This window comes from Saccharothrix sp. DSM 118769, assembly GCF_052936295.1.
On sequence record NZ_CP193627.1, the window covers coordinates 2152896 to 2170192 of the forward strand.

The window sequence follows — 17297 nt, forward strand, 5'->3', positions numbered from 1 at the left end:
ACGCGATGATCCGCAAGCTGCTGGTCGCCAACCGGGGCGAGATCGCCCGCCGGGTGATCCGGACGTGCCGCGAGCTGGGCGTGTCGCCGGTGGCGGTGTTCTCCGACCCGGACGCCCCCGCGCCCCACGTGCGCGAGGCCGACGCCGCCGTCCGCCTGCCCGGCGCGTCGCCCGCCGAGACCTACCTGCGGGCCGACCTGCTGGTCGCCGCCGCGCTCGCGTCCGGCGCGGACGCGGTGCACCCCGGCTACGGGTTCCTGTCCGAGGACGCGGCGTTCGCCCGCGCCGTGCTGGCCGCCGGCCTCACCTGGGTCGGGCCCGACCCGGCGGTGATCGAGGCGATGGCCTCGAAGGTCGCCGCCAAGAAGAGGATGGCGGCGGCGGGCGTGCCGGTGCTGCCCGAGCTGGACCCGGCGTCGGCGGAGGAGTTCCCGCTCCTGGTCAAGGCGTCCGCCGGCGGCGGCGGGCGCGGGATGCGCGTGGTGCGGTCGCGCGACGGGCTGGCCGCGGCGGTGGCCGCCGCGCGGCGCGAGGCCGAGTCCGCGTTCGGCGACGGCACGGTGTTCTGCGAACCCCTGCTGGAACGCGCGCGGCACGTCGAGGTGCAGGTGCTCGCCGACGCGCACGGCACCGTGTGGGCGCTGGGCGAGCGCGAGTGCTCCGTGCAGCGGCGGCACCAGAAGATCGTCGAGGAGACGCCGGGCCCCGCGGTCACCCCCGGGCTCCGCGCGCGGCTGTTCGACGCGGCCACCCGGGCCGCCGAGGCCATCGGGTACGTGGGCGCGGGCACCGTCGAGTTCCTCTGCGCCGACGACGGCGCGTTCCACTTCCTGGAGGTCAACACCCGCCTCCAGGTCGAGCACCCGGTCACCGAGGAGGTGTTCGGCCTCGACCTGGTGGCCTGGCAGCTCGCGATCGCCGAGGGCGCCCGGCTGCCCGCCGAGCCGCCCGCGCCGGCCGGCCACGCGATCGAGGCCCGCCTGTACGCCGAGGACCCGGCGCACGACTGGCGGCCCGCGAGCGGCGTGCTGCACCGCTTCGCCGTGCCCGCCGGGGTGCGGGTGGACAGCGGCGTGGAGGACGGCAGCGAGGTCGGCGTGCACTACGACCCGATGCTGGCCAAGGTCGTCGCGTGGGCGCCGACCCGGTACGCCGCGGTCCGCAAGCTGGCCGCCGCGCTGGAGCGGGCCGAGCTGCACGGGCTGGTCACCAACCGCGACCTGCTGGTGCGGGTGCTGCGGCACCCGGCGTTCGAGGCCGGGGCCACGCACACCGGGTTCCTCGACGAGCACCGCCTCACCGAGCCGCCGGCGGTCGACGTGCGCCCCGCCGCCCTGGCCGCGGCCCTGGCGCTGGCCGAGCGGAGGCGCGCGGCGCTGCCGGTGGGGGTCCCGCTGGGCTGGCGCAACCTCGTCTCCCAGCCGCAGCGGGCGGTGTTCGAGCACGGCGACGAGGTCGTCGAGGTCGACTACCGGCACACCCGCGCGGGCGTGACGACGAGCCTGGACCTGGCCGTGGTGTCGGCGTCGCCGGACGAGGTGGTGTTCGAGCGCGCCGGCGTGCGCACCGCGCACCGCGTCGCGGTCCACGGCGACCGGGTCGAGGTGGGCGCGGTGTCGCTGCGGCTGCGCCCGCGCTTCCCCGAGCCCGAGGCGGCGGTGGCCGAGGGCGCGACCGTCGCGCCCATGCCGGGCACGGTCGTCCGGGTGGCGGTCGGGGCGGGGCAGGAGGTCGCGGCCGGGGCGGAGCTGCTCGTGCTGGAGGCCATGAAGATGGAGCACCGGGTGCTCGCCACCACCGGCGGCACGGTCGCGGAGGTGCTGGTCGAGGTGGGTCGGCAGGTCGACGCGGGCGACGTGCTCGTCGTCGTGGGCGAGGCCCCGCTCGCGGGGACGGGCGGAGGGGCGGGGTCGTGACGATCAACTTCACCGAGAGCGACGAGCGGCGGGCGCTGCGCAGGGCCGTCGCGGACATGGCGGGCAAGTACGGCCACGGGTACTTCACCGCCAAGGCGCGGGCGGGGGAGAAGACCGACGAGCTGTGGGCCGAGGCGGGCAGGCTCGGTTACCTCGGCGTGGCCGTGCCCGAGGAGTACGGCGGCGGTGGCGGCGGCATCGGCGACCTGGCCGCGGTCTGCGAGGAGCTGGCCGCCGCCGGGTGCCCGCTGCTGCTGACCGTCGTCTCGCCGGCCATCTGCGCCACGGTCATCGCCCGCTTCGGCACCGCGGAGCAGAAGCGGAGGTGGCTGCCCGGGTTCGCCGACGGCACCACCAAGATGGCGTTCGCCATCACCGAGCCGGACGCGGGCTCCAACTCGCACCGGCTCACCACCGCCGTCCGCCGCGACGGCGACGGGTGGGTCCTCAGCGGCGGCAAGTACTACATCTCCGGCGTGGACGAGGTGGGCCACGTCCTGGTCGTGGCGCGCCACGTCGACGCCACCGGCAACCGCCTCCTGCCGTCGCTGGTGATCGTGCCGACGGACGCGCCCGGCTTCTCGTACCGGCACATCCCGATGGAGGTGGTGTCGCCGGAGAAGCAGTTCACGTGCTTCTTCGACGACGTCCGGCTGCCCCTCGACGCCCTGGTGGGCACCGAGGACGCGGGGTTGGCGCAGCTGTTCGCCGGCCTGAACCCCGAGCGGATCATGGCGGCGTCGTTCGCCACCGGCATGGCCCGCCGCGCACTCGACCAGGCGAGCGAGTACGCCCGCACCAGGACCGTCTGGGACGTGCCGATCGGCGCGCACCAGGGCGTCGCGCACCCGTTGGCGCAGTGCGCGATCCAGGTCGAGCTGGCGAGGGTGATGACCCAGAAGGCCGCGGCCCTCTACGACGCCGGGGAGGACCGGGCTGCGGGCGAAGCGGCCAACATGGCCAAGTACGCGGCGGGTGAGGCGGTGGCGGGGGCGGTGGACCAGGCCATCCAGGTCCACGGCGGCAACGGGCTGTCGTCCGAGTACGGACTGGGCGCCCTGCTCGCCGCGTCCAGGCTGTCCCGGATCGCCCCGGTCAGCCGGGAAATGATCCTGAACTTCGTGGCGCAGCACACCCTCGGGTTGCCGCGCTCCTATTAGCTCAGGCCCATTCCCAGCGCAGGCCGACGACGCCCGGGCCGAAGTCGAGGGCGACCGCGTACGCGTAGCCCCAGGTGTCCACCGGGGTCTCGCGCACGTCGGTTGGTTCTCCACCGGTCAAACCGGTCGTGAATTGTTCACAGCGCGCGGGTCGGCAGCGCGAGTCGTAGCGGACCTCCAGGACGTACTCCCGCACCGGCAGGCGGAACCGGCGGGAGTGCGTGTTGTCGTACGTCGGGTGGTGCGGTGCGACGTGGATCAGCTCGTACTCCACGGCGGTCCGCTCACCCCGGCGGAGCGGGCGGTCGAACAGCAGCTCGGCGACCATCAGGCCGTTGCGCGGGTCGGCGGACACCCGGCCCAGCCGGCACGAGCGCAGCGTGCCGATCACCGGCAGCGGATCGCCGGGCAGCCGGGTGTCGTAGCCGAGCAGCACCCGGTCCACGCCCGCGCGCTCGGCGCGCAGCACCTGCCGCGACCGCACCCGGCGGGTGCTGCCGTCCAGCGCCAGCTCCACCTGGTCGCGCAGGCTGAGCCGGGTCAGGTCCTGGTCGGTGCTGGTGTCGACGTCGGCGAGCAGCTCGGCGATCGAGGCGTGGTCGTGGTCGCCGACCCACCCGTCGGGACCCGCCGTCCGGGTCCGCGGTCGTGCCTTGCCCCGCGGGCGCGGTGGACCGAGCAGGGTGCTCAGGCCGCCCTCGCCGACCTCCAGGATCTCCTCCAGGTGCCCGACCGCGGCGAGCGAGTCCGGTCGCTCCGGCCGTCGCCTCCCCGACTGCCAGTAGCTCAGCGCGGCGATGCTGACCGCCACGCCGCGGCCCCGCAGCTTGTGCTGGATGCGTTCCAGGCTGAGCCCTTTCGCCCGGATCGCCGCGCGCAATGCGTCCGCGAAGGGGTCCGTTCCCGTGTCGATCCGCCGGGGATCGCGTACCCGCGATTCCTGTCCGACGACTGGCGTAGGCATCTTCGCTCCGTTCTCCCATGGACAAGGCGAGCGACGTTAGCGCGGGAAATCACCGGTGCGGTACAGCCGATCGGGTTTTCCGGTGTGAATTTAACCGAATCGGACGGCGAAATCCGGTCGGCCGTGGAATGTTTGAATTCTCATTAACAGCAGTGGTGTGAAGGTCCTGGTCGCGCGATCGTCGCACCGCACTGGGACGTCTGGTCGCGTCCGGCCGCCCCGGGCGCGCACAGCCCTGGGGACGTGGGGTGATGTGGAGCACACCGGGTGCGGCAACGGGCCGCCCCGGCGGCCGGCGGACCGGACCGCCGGCGGGTCCACGCGCGTTCCGGCCCGGGTTGCGCAGAATGCGCCGTCACCGCTGGTCAGGGCGTTCGGAAACGGTTCGGAAGTCCGGTTCGACCGGTTCGGCCTCCCGGAAGCGACTCCGGAAGACCGCGTCGTTGCGGAGAAGAAGTTCTGCGCAACACCGTCGAACGCCGTCGCTTCGCCTTTCGGCGACAACATCGGCGATATTTTCTCCACAGCGTTGAATGGCTTCTCAATCACGCGGTGAACCACCCGGCCGTCCACCACGTGGACCCCCGCGCGGGCGGGCCCGAACCGCCGGCCCCGCGGCGGTCCCGCGACGGGCCCGCGTTCGGCACACTCGACCACCCGGCACGCGATCCGCGCCGGTCCCCCTTCCCCCTGCAGAGGAAGAGCCATGCGCACACCCTTACCGCGCCCCACCCGCACCCGCCCCACCCGCACCCGCCCCGGCCGCACCGGCACCGCCCTGGCCGGCACCGCGCTGGCCGCCGCCCTGGCCGCCGCCGTCCTCGCCCCGTCCGCCCGGGCCGAGGGCGCCGTCCTGCACGCCGGGTCGCCGTCCGCCGTGCCCGGCAGCTACATCGTGAAGGTCGAGGAGGGCCGCGCCGACGTCGCGTCCCGCCTCGGCGGCCGCGTCACGCGCACGCTCGACGCGTTCGGCGGCTTCACCGCCTCGCTCACCCCGCGGCAGGCCCGCCTGCTGGCCGGCGACCCGGCCGTGGAGTACGTCGAGCAGGACCAGGTCGTGCACGCCAACGCGACCCAGACCAACGCCCCGTGGGGCCTGGACCGCATCGACCAGCGGTCCCTGCCGCTGAGCGGCACCTACAGCTGGACCACGGTCGGCGCGGGCGTCACCGCCTACGTGATCGACACCGGCATCCGCACCACGCACCGCGAGTTCGCCGGTCGGGCGGTCCACGGCTACGACGCCGTCGACAACGACTTCGTCGCCCAGGACGACAACGGCCACGGCACGCACGTCGCGGGCGTCATCGCCGGCAGCACGTACGGCGTGGCCAAGGGCGTCCGGGTGTGCGGCGTCCGGGTCCTGAACGCCAGCGGCAGCGGCAGCACGTCCGGGGTCGTCGCCGGCGTGGACTGGGTGACCCGGAACGCGGTGCGCCCCGCCGTGGCGAACTTCAGCCTCGGCGGGGCGGCGTCCACCGCCCTGGACGACGCGGTGCGCCGGATGATCGCGGCCGGCATCACCGCCTCGGTCACCGCGGGCGGCAGCAACGGCAGCGTCGCCGGCGTCTCGCCGGCCCGGGTCACCGAGGCCCTCACCTCGGGCGCGACGACCCAGGCCGACGCGCGGGCGTCGTTCTCCAACTACGGGACCGGCGTCGACCTGTACGCGCCGGGCATCGGCATCACCTCGGCGTGGCACACCGGCGACACCGCCACGAACACGCTGAGCGGCACGTCGATGGCGACCGGCTTCGTCACCGGCGTCGCCGCGCGGTACGCGCAGGGCGCGCCGACCGCGACCCCGGCCCAGGTGCACGCGGAGATCGTGCGCGAGGCGACCCCGCTGCCGTGGGGCGGTCGACTCCTGCACTGGTCGCCGGCGCGCTAGCCGGGCAGGTCGGCGGGGGCGAGGTCGTGGGCCATCACGACCTCACCCCCGTCCACCTCGCCGGTCTCGGTGAAGCCGAACGCCCGGTAGAGGCCGACCGCGACCGCGTTGCCGGGCACCACGCCCAGCCTCAGCCGGGTGCGGCCCTCGGCGCGCGCCAGGTCGGCGATCGCGGCCAGCCCCCTGCGGCCGAGGCCGCGGCCCTGGGCGCGGCGGTCGACCATGAACCGGACGACGTGCAGCACGTCGGCCCCCTCGCGTTCGAGCAGGGTGAAGCCGACCAGGTCGTCGCCGTCGCGGAGCGCCAGCGGCTCCAGCCCCGGGCGGTGCACCCACGCGTCGGCGATCGACCGCAGGTTGGTCGCGACGAAGGCGCGCTGGTCCTCGTGCACCTCCAGGTCGATCACGACCGGGTAGTTCTGCTCGGTCACCGGTTCCAGGCGCATGGCCCCGGACGGTAGCGCCGACCGGGCGCAAGGGGCTTTCGAACTCTGGGAAAACGCAGGTCGAACGTCTTCTTGACGCTCCTGCGAAACCGTCAATTGTTCACACTTCCGGGTTAACGGTTCCGTTGCTTACGTTTGTGACCGTCAGCGAGGGCGAGGTGGCCCAACGTCATCGTCCCTGGTCCCTGCAAGAACCGGGGCGGTGCCGAGCCACCACCGAAGAACGGACAACGCATGCGACAGTCACGACAGGCCCGGTTCCTGGCCGGCGTCGGGGCGACGGCGCTCGCCGTCACCGCGACCTCCCTGTTGGCCTCCCCGGCCCAGGCCGCGGAGGGCGAGATCCGTGCGGCGGACGCCGCCGTCAAGGTGCAGAACCACTTCATCGTGAAGCTGAAGGACGGTTCGGCGGCGTCCGCGGACAGCCTGGCGAAGCAGTACGGCGGCCAGGTCGACACGGTCTTCAGCAAGTCGCTCAACGGCTTCACCGTCTCCCTCCCGGAGAAGGCCGCCAAGCGCCTCGCGGCCAACCCGGCCGTCGAGTACGTCGAGCAGGACCAGGTCTTCACCACGCAGGCGACGCAGAGCAACGCGCCGTGGGGCCTGGACCGCATCGACCAGCGCAACCGGCCGCTGAGCACCACCTACAACTACACCTCGACCGGTTCGGGCGTGAACGCCTACGTCATCGACACCGGCGTGCGCATCTCGCACAACGACTTCGGCGGTCGGGCCCGCAACGGCTACGACGCGGTGGAGAACGACAGCGTCGCCCAGGACGGCAACGGCCACGGCACGCACGTCGCGGGCACCATCGCCGGCACCACCTACGGCGTGGCCAAGGGCGCGACGGTCTACGCCGTCCGGGTGCTCAACAACCAGGGCTCCGGCACCACCGCCGACGTGGTCGAGGGCATCGACTGGGTGACCAACAACCACGTCAAGCCGGCCGTCGCGAACATGTCGCTCGGCGGCGGCGTCTCCTCCACGATCGACGCGGCCGTGAGCCGTTCGATCGCGGCGGGCGTCACCTACGCCGTCGCGGCGGGCAACAGCAACGCCAACGCGTCGTCCTTCTCCCCGGCCCGCGTGGCCGCCGCCATCACCGTCGGCGCGACCACCAACACCGACGCCCGCGCCAGCTACTCGAACTACGGCTCGGTCGTGGACATCTTCGCGCCGGGCTCGTCGATCACCTCGGCGTGGTACACCGGCAACACCGCCACCAACACCATCTCCGGCACGTCGATGGCCACCCCGCACGTCGCGGGCGCCGCGGCTCGCTACCTCCAGGGCAACCGCTCGGCCACCCCGGCCCAGGTCGCCAGCTACCTGGTCGCCCAGGCCACCACGGGCGTCGTGACCAGCCCGGGCACCGGTTCCCCGAACCGCCTGCTCTACCTGGCGCCCAGCGCCTGACCGCAGCAGCACCCGACCAGGGCCGCCTCCCCGCGCGGGAGGCGGCCCTGCGCCGTCCCCGGGGGTCGCCGCCGCCGTCGTGACGGCCGGCGCGGTACCGGCCGAAACCCCCTCCCACCTGCGGATTGAAGATTTCTTCAACATTCGTTCAGCACCCGCGGTCCAGACTGGTCACCACGGCGGACCGGGGGGGACCGCCGCATGGGGGGGACAGGACGGCAGGGGCCGCCCCGGCTCACCGGGGTGGCCCCCGCCGTCCGGGGCCCGACGCCGGCACGACGTCGGGAAACCCGGCGGCACCCGCCGCGGGACCCTCGGGAAACCTGGTGGCACCGGCCGCGGGGCCGTTGGCTAGCCTTGACGACCAGTCGTTGGTCGAGCTACCCCGAGGAGAGCAGTACCCGTGATGCGCACGCACGAGGCCGGGACGCTCCGCGCCGAGCACGCCGGGCAGTCCGTCACCCTGACCGGGTGGGTGGCCCGCAGGCGCGATCACGGTGGCGTGATCTTCATCGACCTCCGGGACGCCTCCGGCGTGGCCCAGGTCGTCTTCCGCGAGGGCGAGATGGCGGAGCGCGCCCACCGGCTGCGCTCCGAGTTCGTCGTCAAGGTCGTCGGCGAGGTGTCCCGCCGCCCCGAGGGCAGCGAGAACGCCGACCTGCCCACCGGCGACGTCGAGGTCTACGCCTCCTCGCTGGAGGTGCTGAACGAGGCCGCGCCGCTGCCGTTCCAGCTCGACGACCACCTGGAGGTCGGCGAGGAGGCCCGCCTCCGCCACCGCTACCTGGACCTGCGCCGCAGCGGCCCGGCCAAGGCGATGCGGCTGCGCAGCGAGGCCAACCGGATCGCCCGCGACGTGCTGCACGCGGAGAAGTTCGTCGAGGTCGAGACCCCGACCCTGACCCGCTCCACGCCCGAGGGCGCCCGCGACTTCCTGGTGCCCGCGCGCCTGCGCCCCGGCTCCTGGTACGCGCTGCCGCAGTCCCCGCAGCTGTTCAAGCAGCTGCTGATGGTCGGCGGCCTGGAGCGGTACTACCAGATCGCCCGCTGCTACCGGGACGAGGACTTCCGCGCCGACCGGCAGCCGGAGTTCACCCAGCTCGACATCGAGATGAGCTTCGTCGAGCAGGACGACGTGATCGCCCTCGGCGAGAAGATCGTCTCCGCGCTGTGGAAGGAGCTGGCCGGGCACGAGATCGCCCAGCCGTTCCGCCGCATCTCCTACGCCGAGGCGATGGCCAAGTACGGCACCGACAAGCCGGACCTGCGCTTCGGCCTGGAGCTGACCGAGCTGACCGAGTACTTCAAGGACACCCCGTTCCGGGTGTTCCAGGCCGCCTACGTGGGCGCGGTCGTCATGCCCGGCGGCGCCTCCCAGCCCCGCCGCACGCTCGACGCGTGGCAGGAGTGGGCCAAGCAGCGCGGCTCGCGCGGCCTGGCGTACGTGCTGGTCAACGAGGACGGCACGCTCGGCGGCCCGGTCGCGAAGAACCTCTCGGACGCCGAGCGCGACGGCCTGGCCAAGGCCGTGGGCGCGAACCCCGGCGACTGCGTGTTCTTCGGCGCGGGCGACCCGGACACGGCGCGCGCCCTGCTCGGCGCGGCCCGCGTGGAGATCGCGCACCGGGTCGGCCTGATCGAGGAGGGCTCCTGGTCCTTCGCGTGGGTCGTGGACTTCCCGATGTTCGAGGCCGTGGACAAGATCGGCGACGACGTCGCGGTCGGCAGCGGCAAGTGGACCGCGCTGCACCACGCGTTCACCTCGCCCACCCCGGAGTGGGTCGACCGCTTCGAGGAGGACCCGGGCAACGCGCTGGCCTACGCCTACGACATCGTCTGCAACGGCAACGAGATCGGCGGCGGGTCCATCCGCATCCACCGCGCCGACGTGCAGCAGCGGGCGTTCCAGGTCATGGGCATCACCCCGGACGAGGCGCAGGAGAAGTTCGGCTTCCTGCTCGACGCGTTCAAGTACGGCGCCCCGCCGCACGGCGGCATCGCGTTCGGCTGGGACCGGATCGCCATGCTGCTCGGCGGCTACGACTCGATCCGCGAGGTCATCGCGTTCCCCAAGAGCGGCGGCGGCTACGACCCGCTGACCGCCGCGCCCGCGCCGATCACGCCCCAGCAGCGCAAGGAGGCGGGCGTGGACGCCAAGCCCGCCGAGAAGAACAGCTCCGAGAAGAACGCCGAGAAGAACAGCGCCGAGAAGACCGCCGACAAGCCCGAGAAGAACGCGTAGCCGGACGTGCTGCACTTACGGGCGCTCAGCCCGGTCGGGCAGACCGAACAGGTGCTCGACCTCCTCAAGCGGCACCCCGGCGTCACGCACGTCGTGCTGCTGAAGGGCGCGGCCGTGCTGCCCGAGGGCGACGTGGTCGAGGCCGACGTCGCCCGGGAGGCCACCGACGAGGTGGTGGCCTCCCTGTGCGCGCTGGGCCTGGACCGCGACGGCGGCGTGACGCTGGAGCAGATCGACACGGCGCTGTCCGACGCGGCCGACCGGGCCGAGGAGTCCGTGCCGGGCGACGGCGCGGACGCCGTGGTGTGGGAGGAGCTGCTGGCCCGCACCGGCGAGGAGTCCAAGCTCAACGGCACGTTCCAGGCGTTCCTGACGATCGCGTGCCTGCTCACGGCGGTCGCCGTGGTCACCGACTCGCCGGTCACCCTGGTCGGCGCGATGGTCGTGGGTCCCGAGTTCGGCCCGCTCGCCGCCATCGCCGTCGGCCTGGTGCTGCGGCGCCGGGACCTGGTGAAGCGCGCCTCGCTGGCGCTGGTCGTCGGCTTCCCGCTGGCCATGCTCGTCACCGCGTTCGCCACCTGGCTCGGGTCGTACACCGACCTGTTCGACCGGGACCTGGCGCTGTCCGGGCACCAGGTCGACTTCGTGTTCGAGGTCGGCCCGTTCTCGCTGATCGTCGCGCTGCTGGCGGGCGCGGCGGGCATGCTGTCGATGACGTCGTCCAAGTCGGCGGCGCTCGTCGGGGTGTTCATCTCGGTCACCACGGTGCCCGCCGCCGGGTACGCCGCGGTCGCCGCGGTTCTCGGCCAGTGGGACATATGCCTCCGTTCGGTTGCCCAGTTGGCGGTGAACCTGGTGGGCGTCGTCGTGGCCGCGGCGCTGGTCCTGGTCGTGCGGCACCGCCGAGGGCAGGTTCGTGACCTGGGCAGACCGCTCGCGAAGGGCTGACTCGGCCACCATTTCGACATACCGTTGAGCCCGGCGGTCGGCGCGCACCGCCGGCGCGGCGCCCGGACGGGTCCTGTCAGCCCGGGCACCACCGGGAGTAGGGTCGGAGGCAATGAGCGTGGACATCACCGCCGGCCCGCAGGACATCGACGACGCTGCCCCTTCCGAGCTGGACGACGCGGTGGCGGCGGCGGAGTCGGTCCTGAGCGGGAGGTTCGGAGCACCGGTCCGGCTGGCCGATCCCGAGGACCTCGGGGGAGCCGGCCGGTCCGTGGTGGCCCGCGTCCGCGTGGCGCAGACGCCGTTCTCGCTGCCCCGCACGCTCGTCGTCAAGCGCTACCCGCAGCCGGTGGCCGACCGCGACCCGTTCGCGCACGAGGTCGTGAGCCACAAGCTGCTCACCGCCCTGCCGTCCGAGGAGCGGTTGACGCCCGAGCTGGTCGCGCAGGACAACGCCAAGCGGCTCGTCGTGCTGGAGGACCTGGGCAAGGCGCCGCGCCTGGCGGAGAAGCTGCTCGGCCCGGACGCGCGGGCCGCCGAGCGCGGCCTGCTGTCGTGGGCGCACGCGATGGGCCGGCTGCACGCCACCACCGCGGGGCGCGACGCCGACTTCGACGCGCTGATGCGCCGCCAGGGCAGCCAGTGCTGCGCCGACCCGATCGTGGTGGACGTGCACACGGCCCTCGGCGGCCTGCCCGACCTGCTGTCCTCGTCGCTGGGCGTCGACACGCCCGAGTCCGTGCGCGGGTTCGCGCAGGACGCGGTGCGCGGGTTCACCACGTCCCGCCGGCGGGCGTTCAGCCCGTCCACCTCGTGCCCGGACAACCACCTGGTGACCAGCAGGGGCGTGCGGTTCCTCGACTTCGAGGGCGGCTGCGTGCGCGACATCGTGTTCGACGCGGCGTGCCTGCGGGTGCCGTTCCCGTCGTGCTGGTGCGCCTACGGGCTGCCCGCCGGCATGTCCGAGGCGATGGTCGCGGCGTGGCGGGCCGAGGTGTCCTCGGTGTGGCCCGACCTGGACGACGACGCGGTGTTCCTGCCCCGGCTGCTGGAGGCGCAGCTGCTGTGGGTGTGGCTGGGCACGTGGCGCGGCCTGCCGGGCCTCGACTCGGCGCTGCCGTCCGGGCACCGGCCGCTGGACTCGCCGCCGCGCAGCACCGTGCTGACCGCGCGGTGGGTGCGGCTGCGGGCCGACGCGCTCGCGATGGGCGTCAAGCACGTCGCCGCGCACGCCGACGAGGTGGTCGCGGCGCTGGTCTCCCGCTACGGGTCGACGGTCACCGAACTGCCGCTGTACCCGGCGTTCCGGTAGCGTTCCGCCGCCCGTGGCGGTGGCGGCACCCCCCGGTGCGCCGCCACCGCCCCTGACCGCCGGGGGTCAGCTCAACCGGTAGACGGTCGCGCCGCCGACGGTGGTCGGCTCGTAGTTGTCCGCGACCCACGTCGGGATGTCGCCGCCGCCCCCGCCCACGCCGCCGCCGCGGCCCTCGGCGACGAAGTAGCCGACCCGGCCCTCCGCGACGTACCGCCGGAACTCCTCCAGCGTCGGCGCGGGGTCGCCGCCGCTCCAGCCGCCGATGCCGATGACGGCCTTGCCGGAGGCCAGGGACAGGCTCGCCGCGCCCTGCGCGCTCAGCGTGGCGGCGGCCCACGTGCCGGTGGTGGCCTTGAGCAGCTCGGCCAGCTCGGAGTTGTCGTCCCCCCTCTCCGCGCCCGCGCCGCCCTCGCCCGCGTACCCGGCGGGACCGGACATCGGGATCGAGCCGGAGTGCGGCGTGGCGGCCGTGGCGACGCCGAACGACGCCGCGCCGAGCAGCGAGGTGACGACGGCGAGCGCGGCCACCCGGCGCGCGCCCACGACGATCGCGGTGGCGACGGCCACGGTCAGCGCACCCACCACCCAGCGCAGGGCGGGCAGCCAGTCCGGGAAGCGGTCGAGCAGCGCGAAGCCCCAGAAGCCGCAGGCGGCGACCACCACCGCGAGCGACACGCGCACGGGCAGGTGCGCGCGGCCCCGCCACAGCTCGCGGCCGGTGATGGCCACGAGCGCGGCGACGCCCGGCGCGGCGGCCACCGTGTAGTACGGGTGCGTGATGCCGCTCATGAAGCTGAACACGACACCGTTGACCAGCACCCACAGGCCCCACAGGACGAGCGCGGCGCGGGTGCGGTCGGTGCGCGGCGCGCGGCGGGTGAACCACAGCCCGGCGACCAGGCCGACGAGCGCGGCGGGCAGCAGCCACGAGACCTCCGCGCCCATGCTCGCGCCGAACAGCCGGTCGACGCCGGTGCCGCCGCCGAACCCGAGGCTGCCGTCGCCCGTGCCACCGCCCACGGCCCCGCCGCCGGCACCGCCGAAGATGCGGCCCAGGCCGTTGTAGCCCACGGCCAGCTCCCACAGCGAGTCGTCGGCGGAGCCGCCGATGTACGGGCGCGCGTCGGTCGGCCACAACCCGACCAGCAGGACGAACCACCCCGCCGACACCGCGACCGCGGCGCCCGCGCCGATCAGGTGCAGGAACCGCCTGGCCAACGACGTCGGCGCGGCCAGCAGGTAGGCGACCGCGAACGCGGGCAGCACCAGGAACGCCTGCCCCATCTTCGCCAGGAACGCGAAGCCGACCGCGACGCCCGCCAGCGCGAGCCACCGGCCCGACGCCCTCTCCAGCGCCCGCACCGTGCAGTACGCGCCCGCCACCATCAACAGCACCAGCAGCGCGTCGGGCAGGTTGAAGCGGAACACCAGCACGGCCACCGGTGTGACGGCGAGCGCCGCGCCCGCGAGCAGCCCGGCCACCGGGCCGCTGGTGCGCTTCACGGTGGCGTGCAGCAGCCACACCGCCAGCACGCCCTCGACCGCCTGCGGCGCGAGGACCGTCCAGCTGGAGAAGCCGAACAGCCGCGCGAACACGCCGCTGACCCACAGCGCGGCGGGCGGCTTGTCCACCGTGATCACGCCGCCGGCGTCGAGCCCGCCGAACAGCAGGGCCGTCCAGCTCTGCGCGCCGGCCTGGGTCGCGGCGGCGTAGTAGCTGTTGCCCCACCCGCTGTCGGTGAGGTCCCACAGGTAGAGCGCCGCCGTGCCGACGAGCAGCACGACCAGCGCGGGCGTGGTCCAGCCGCGCTCCGGCGCGGGCACGGCGGGCGCCGGCGCGGGGGCGGGCAGGGTGGCGGTCATCGGGTGGTCTCCAGGGTCTGGTCGGGTGCGGTCCGGACGGGCGCGGCGGCACCGCGCCGCGCGCGGAACACCCAGTTGCGCAGCAGCAGGAACCGCAGCGCGGTGGCGAGCAGGTTGGCCCCGACGACCGCGACCAGGTCGGCCGCACCGCCGGGCGCGGCGAACAGGTGCAGCACGGCGAGCGCGCCGCTGGTCAGCGCCAGGCACAGGCCGAAGACGACGAGCCCCTCGAACTGGTGCCTGCCCGCGCCGCGCCCGCCGCGCACGCCGAACGTGAACCGGCGGTTGGCGGCGGTGTTGGCGACGGCCGTGACGAGCAGGGCCACCAGGTTCGCGCCCTGCGCGCCCAGCCCGCCGCGCAGCAGCACGAACAGCAGCAGGTAGGCCAGCGTGCTGACCGCGCCGACGGCGGCGAACCGCACGAGCTGCCGCACCAGCCCGGCGGGCACGCCCGGCGCGTGCGGCTCCAGCGGTCGCCTCCCCAGCTGCGCGCTCAGCTCGCCGATCGGGATGCGGCCGGTGACGAGGCCGCGGGCCACCCGGGCGACGCCCCTGAGGTCGGCGACCGCGGTGGAGACGATGTCCACCCGGCTGTCGGGGTCGTCCACCCAGTCCACCGGCACCTCGTGGATGCGTGCGCCCGCCCGTTCGGCGAGCACCAGCAGTTCGGTGTCGAAGAACCAGCCGGTGTCTTCCACGTGCGGCAGCAGCCGGTGGGCCACGTCCGCGCGGATGGCCTTGAAGCCGCACTGCGCGTCGCTGAACCGGGTGGCGAGCGCGCCGCGCAGGAGCAGGTTGTAGCAGCGGGAGACGAACTCGCGCTTCGGCCCGCGCACGACCCGCGCGCCGCGCGCCAGGCGGCTGCCGATGGCGAGGTCCGAGTGGCCGGAGATCAGCGACGCGGTGAGCGGCGCGAGCGCGGCGAGGTCCGTGGACAGGTCCACGTCCATGTACGCCAGCACGGCGGCGTCCGACGCCGACCACACCGCCTTGAGCGCGCGGCCCCGGCCCTTCTCGGCCAGGTGCACGGCGGTGACCCCGGGCAGGTCGCGGGCCAGCCCGTCGGCGACGTCCTTCGTGCCGTCCGTGCTCGCGTTGTCCGCGATGGTGATCCGGAAGGTGTACGGGAAGCTCTCGGTGAGGTCCGCGTGCAGCTTGCGCACGCACGGCGCGAGGTCGCGCTCCTCGTTGTGGACGGGGACCACCACGTCGAGCACCGTGGTCGCCGTGGGCGTCGCGAAGGTCATGGCGCCACCGTCGTGCGCGTGGCTGGGCGCTCCGTGTGTCATGCCTGTGCCCCGCCTGTGAGGACCGGCGCGGTGAGGTCGTGGACGGCCACGCCGTCCACCTCGGTGACCTCGAACGTGTCCTCGACCCACTCGGCGATGCGCCGCGACGCGTCGCTGCCGCTCTCCGCGGGCATGCCGGCGCCGCCGAGGAAGTAGCGCACCCGCCGCTCCTCGACCAGCCGCCGGAAGCCCTCCGGCGTGGGGGAGGGGTCGGTGCCGTTGAACCCGCCGACCGCCATCACCGGCACGCCGCTGCCCAGCTGGTACCCGGCCGCCGCGTTCGACCCGACGGCCGCCGCCGCCCACGTGAAGCCCTCGCCGCCGTCCCGCAGCAGCGCCGCCAGCGCCTCGCCGGGTTCCGCCGCGTTCAGCAGGCCGCCCGCGCCGCCCCTCGACGTGCCGCGCCCGCCGTCGAACAGCACCACCCCGCCCGCCTGGCCTCCCCGCGCGGGTCCCGCGGCGGGGATCGCGCCGGAGTGCGGGGTCGCCGCGGTCGCCACCGAGTACGCGCCCGGCCCGAGCAGCGCGGCCACCAGCGCGACCGGTGCCAGCACGGCGACCGGCACGACCGCGGCCAGGAACAGGCCGACGGCCGCCAGCAGGCCGAGCACCAGCACCACCGCGGCGAACGTCGCCGACCAGTCGAGCAGCAGCAGGTAGCACTGGAGCGCCGTCACCGCGAGCGCGCCGGACAGCGCCGCCGCCGCCGGCGGCTCGTGCCGCCTGCGCCACAGCGCCACCGCGCCGGTGCCGGTGACCGCACCGATCGCGGGGGCCAGGGCCACCGTGTAGTAGGCGTGGATGATGCCGTTCATGAAGCTGAACACGGCGGCGGTGACCACGAGCCACCCGCCCCACAGGGCGAGCCCGACCCGTTCCGGTCGCCGGCCGGCCCACCACCCGGCGACCAGCAGCACCAGCGCGGTCGGCAGCAGCCACGCGATCTGACCGCCCATCTCCGCGCCCAGCAACCGGCTCCAGCCGGTGGAGCCCCAGCCGCCACCGCCGCCGACGCTGCCCACCTCGTCACCGGTCAGCCGGCCCAGGCCGTTGTAGCCCAGCGCCAGCTCCAGCACGCTGTTCCGCTGCGACCCGCCGACGTAGGGGCGTGCCGACGCGGGTACCAGCTCGACGGCCAGCACCCACCAGCCGCCCGCGACGACCAGCGCGCCGAGCGCGGCGGCCAGGTGCCACGCCCTGCGCAGCACCGGCGCGGGCGCGAACACCAGGTACACCAGGCCGAACGCGGGCAGCACCAGGAACGCCTGGAGCATCTTCGCCAGGAACCCGGACCCGACCGCGACACCCGCGAGCACCAGCCACCCGACCCGGGCCCGTTCGGTGGCGCGAACCGTGCAGTAGGCGCCCGCCACGAGCAGCAGCACCAGCAGCGCGTCGGGGTTGTTGAAGCGGAACATCAGCACCGCCACCGGCGTCAACGCCAGCACCGCGCCCGCGACCAGCCCGGCCGCCTCGCCCGCCGTGCGCCGGACGGTGGCGTGCAGGAGGGCCACGCTCGCCACGCCCATCAGCGCCTGCGGGACGAGGACGCTCCAGGCGTTGACGCCGAACAGCCGTGCCGACAGCCCCATCACCCAGGTGGCGGCGGGCGTCTTGTCCACCGTGATCGAGCCGGCCGGGTCGGTGGCGCCGAAGAACCACGCCTCCCAGCTCGCCGCCCCGGCCTGCGCGGCGGCGGAGTAGTAGGCGTTCGCCCAGCCGGAGTCGCCCAGGCGCCACAGGTACAGCACCGCCGTCCCGGCCAGCAACAGCAAAAGGGGTAGTCGCGCTCGCATGCCCACACCCTGGGCCCGCCACCTGAGCCACCCCTGTCCCCACCCTGT

The 17297-nt window shown here is 74.4% G+C and carries 13 protein-coding genes; 8 read left to right on the forward strand and 5 right to left on the reverse strand.

All coding sequences use genetic code 11. The features are described 5' to 3' along the window. Positions 1 to 5: 5 nt before the first annotated feature. The gene (locus ACRAKJ_RS10200) at positions 6 to 1916 is read left to right on the forward strand and encodes an ATP-binding protein (protein ID WP_438922532.1); all 1911 of its coding nucleotides are present in this window, start codon (positions 6 to 8) and stop codon (positions 1914 to 1916) included. Between the two features lie 2 nt (positions 1917 to 1918). Further along, positions 1919 to 3076 (forward strand): acyl-CoA dehydrogenase family protein, encoded by a 1158-nt coding sequence (locus tag ACRAKJ_RS10205; protein ID WP_438922558.1) that lies wholly within the window; start codon positions 1919 to 1921, stop codon positions 3074 to 3076. 1 nt (position 3077) lies between these two features. Here ACRAKJ_RS10205 and ACRAKJ_RS10210 read toward each other — a convergent pair whose 3' ends face one another. Then, the gene (locus ACRAKJ_RS10210; protein WP_447008920.1) at positions 3078 to 3956 is read right to left on the reverse strand and encodes a hypothetical protein; all 879 of its coding nucleotides are present in this window, start codon (positions 3954 to 3956) and stop codon (positions 3078 to 3080) included. A gap of 337 nt (positions 3957 to 4293) precedes the next feature. Here ACRAKJ_RS10210 and ACRAKJ_RS10215 point away from each other — a divergent pair, with 337 nt between their 5' ends. Beyond that, positions 4294 to 4596 (forward strand): hypothetical protein, encoded by a 303-nt coding sequence (locus ACRAKJ_RS10215; RefSeq protein WP_438922534.1) that lies wholly within the window; start codon positions 4294 to 4296, stop codon positions 4594 to 4596. Positions 4597 to 4746: 150 nt separating this feature from the next. After that, the gene (locus ACRAKJ_RS10220; RefSeq protein WP_438922535.1) at positions 4747 to 5931 is read left to right on the forward strand and encodes a S8 family serine peptidase; all 1185 of its coding nucleotides are present in this window, start codon (positions 4747 to 4749) and stop codon (positions 5929 to 5931) included. Here the strand turns inward: ACRAKJ_RS10220 and ACRAKJ_RS10225 are convergent. Further along, a complete protein-coding gene (locus ACRAKJ_RS10225) occupies positions 5928 to 6377 on the reverse strand; it encodes a GNAT family N-acetyltransferase (RefSeq protein WP_438922536.1) in 450 nt (149 codons plus the stop codon). The two genes, ACRAKJ_RS10220 and ACRAKJ_RS10225, sit on opposite strands and share 4 nt — an antisense overlap. A gap of 234 nt (positions 6378 to 6611) precedes the next feature. On the opposite strand from ACRAKJ_RS10225, the gene ACRAKJ_RS10230 reads away from it, so the two are divergent. From ACRAKJ_RS10230 to ACRAKJ_RS10245, 4 genes are all read left to right on the forward strand, one after another. Then, the gene (locus ACRAKJ_RS10230; RefSeq protein WP_438922537.1) at positions 6612 to 7796 is read left to right on the forward strand and encodes a S8 family serine peptidase; all 1185 of its coding nucleotides are present in this window, start codon (positions 6612 to 6614) and stop codon (positions 7794 to 7796) included. Positions 7797 to 8199: 403 nt separating this feature from the next. Beyond that, on the forward strand, positions 8200 to 10038 hold the full coding sequence (aspS, locus tag ACRAKJ_RS10235) for an aspartate--tRNA ligase (RefSeq protein ID WP_438922538.1): 1839 nt from the start codon (positions 8200 to 8202) through the stop codon (positions 10036 to 10038). 6 nt (positions 10039 to 10044) lie between these two features. Next, positions 10045 to 10986, forward strand: a complete 942-nt coding sequence (locus ACRAKJ_RS10240) for a DUF389 domain-containing protein (protein ID WP_438922539.1) — start codon at positions 10045 to 10047, stop codon at positions 10984 to 10986. 112 nt (positions 10987 to 11098) lie between these two features. Next, positions 11099 to 12298: a hypothetical protein gene (locus ACRAKJ_RS10245; protein WP_438922540.1), complete on the forward strand. Its 1200-nt coding sequence runs from the start codon at positions 11099 to 11101 to the stop codon at positions 12296 to 12298. 66 nt (positions 12299 to 12364) lie between these two features. On the opposite strand, the gene ACRAKJ_RS10250 is transcribed toward ACRAKJ_RS10245, so the two are convergent. The 3 genes from ACRAKJ_RS10250 to ACRAKJ_RS10260 are packed head-to-tail and all read right to left on the reverse strand — an operon-like array spanning position 12365 to position 17249. Next, positions 12365 to 14164, reverse strand: a complete 1800-nt coding sequence (locus tag ACRAKJ_RS10250) for a glycosyltransferase family 39 protein (protein WP_438922541.1) — start codon at positions 14162 to 14164, stop codon at positions 12365 to 12367. Next, positions 14161 to 15411, reverse strand: coding sequence for a glycosyltransferase (locus tag ACRAKJ_RS10255; protein WP_438922542.1), 1251 nt, complete (start codon positions 15409 to 15411; stop codon positions 14161 to 14163). The genes ACRAKJ_RS10250 and ACRAKJ_RS10255 overlap by 4 nt, the downstream gene beginning before the upstream one ends. Positions 15412 to 15449: 38 nt before the next feature. Next, positions 15450 to 17249 carry a glycosyltransferase family 39 protein gene (locus tag ACRAKJ_RS10260; RefSeq protein WP_438922543.1) on the reverse strand — a complete coding sequence of 600 codons (1800 nt, stop codon included), beginning with the start codon at positions 17247 to 17249 and terminating at the stop codon, positions 15450 to 15452. Positions 17250 to 17297 lie beyond the last annotated feature (48 nt).

Bases quoted from the DNA above. Each gene is read 5' to 3' on its own strand.
- ACRAKJ_RS10200 (WP_438922532.1), top strand. From the start codon at position 6: ATGATCCGCAAGCTGCTGGTCGCCAACCGGGGCGAGATCGCCCGCCGG.
- ACRAKJ_RS10220 (WP_438922535.1), top strand. From the start codon at position 4,747: ATGCGCACACCCTTACCGCGCCCCACCCGCACCCGCCCCACCCGCACC.
- ACRAKJ_RS10225 (WP_438922536.1), bottom strand. From the start codon at position 6,377: ATGCGCCTGGAACCGGTGACCGAGCAGAACTACCCGGTCGTGATCGAC.
- ACRAKJ_RS10230 (WP_438922537.1), top strand. From the start codon at position 6,612: ATGCGACAGTCACGACAGGCCCGGTTCCTGGCCGGCGTCGGGGCGACG.
- ACRAKJ_RS10245 (WP_438922540.1), top strand. From the start codon at position 11,099: ATGAGCGTGGACATCACCGCCGGCCCGCAGGACATCGACGACGCTGCC.
- ACRAKJ_RS10250 (WP_438922541.1), bottom strand. From the start codon at position 14,164: ATGACCGCCACCCTGCCCGCCCCCGCGCCGGCGCCCGCCGTGCCCGCG.
- ACRAKJ_RS10255 (WP_438922542.1), bottom strand. From the start codon at position 15,411: ATGACCTTCGCGACGCCCACGGCGACCACGGTGCTCGACGTGGTGGTC.
- ACRAKJ_RS10260 (WP_438922543.1), bottom strand. From the start codon at position 17,249: ATGCGAGCGCGACTACCCCTTTTGCTGTTGCTGGCCGGGACGGCGGTG.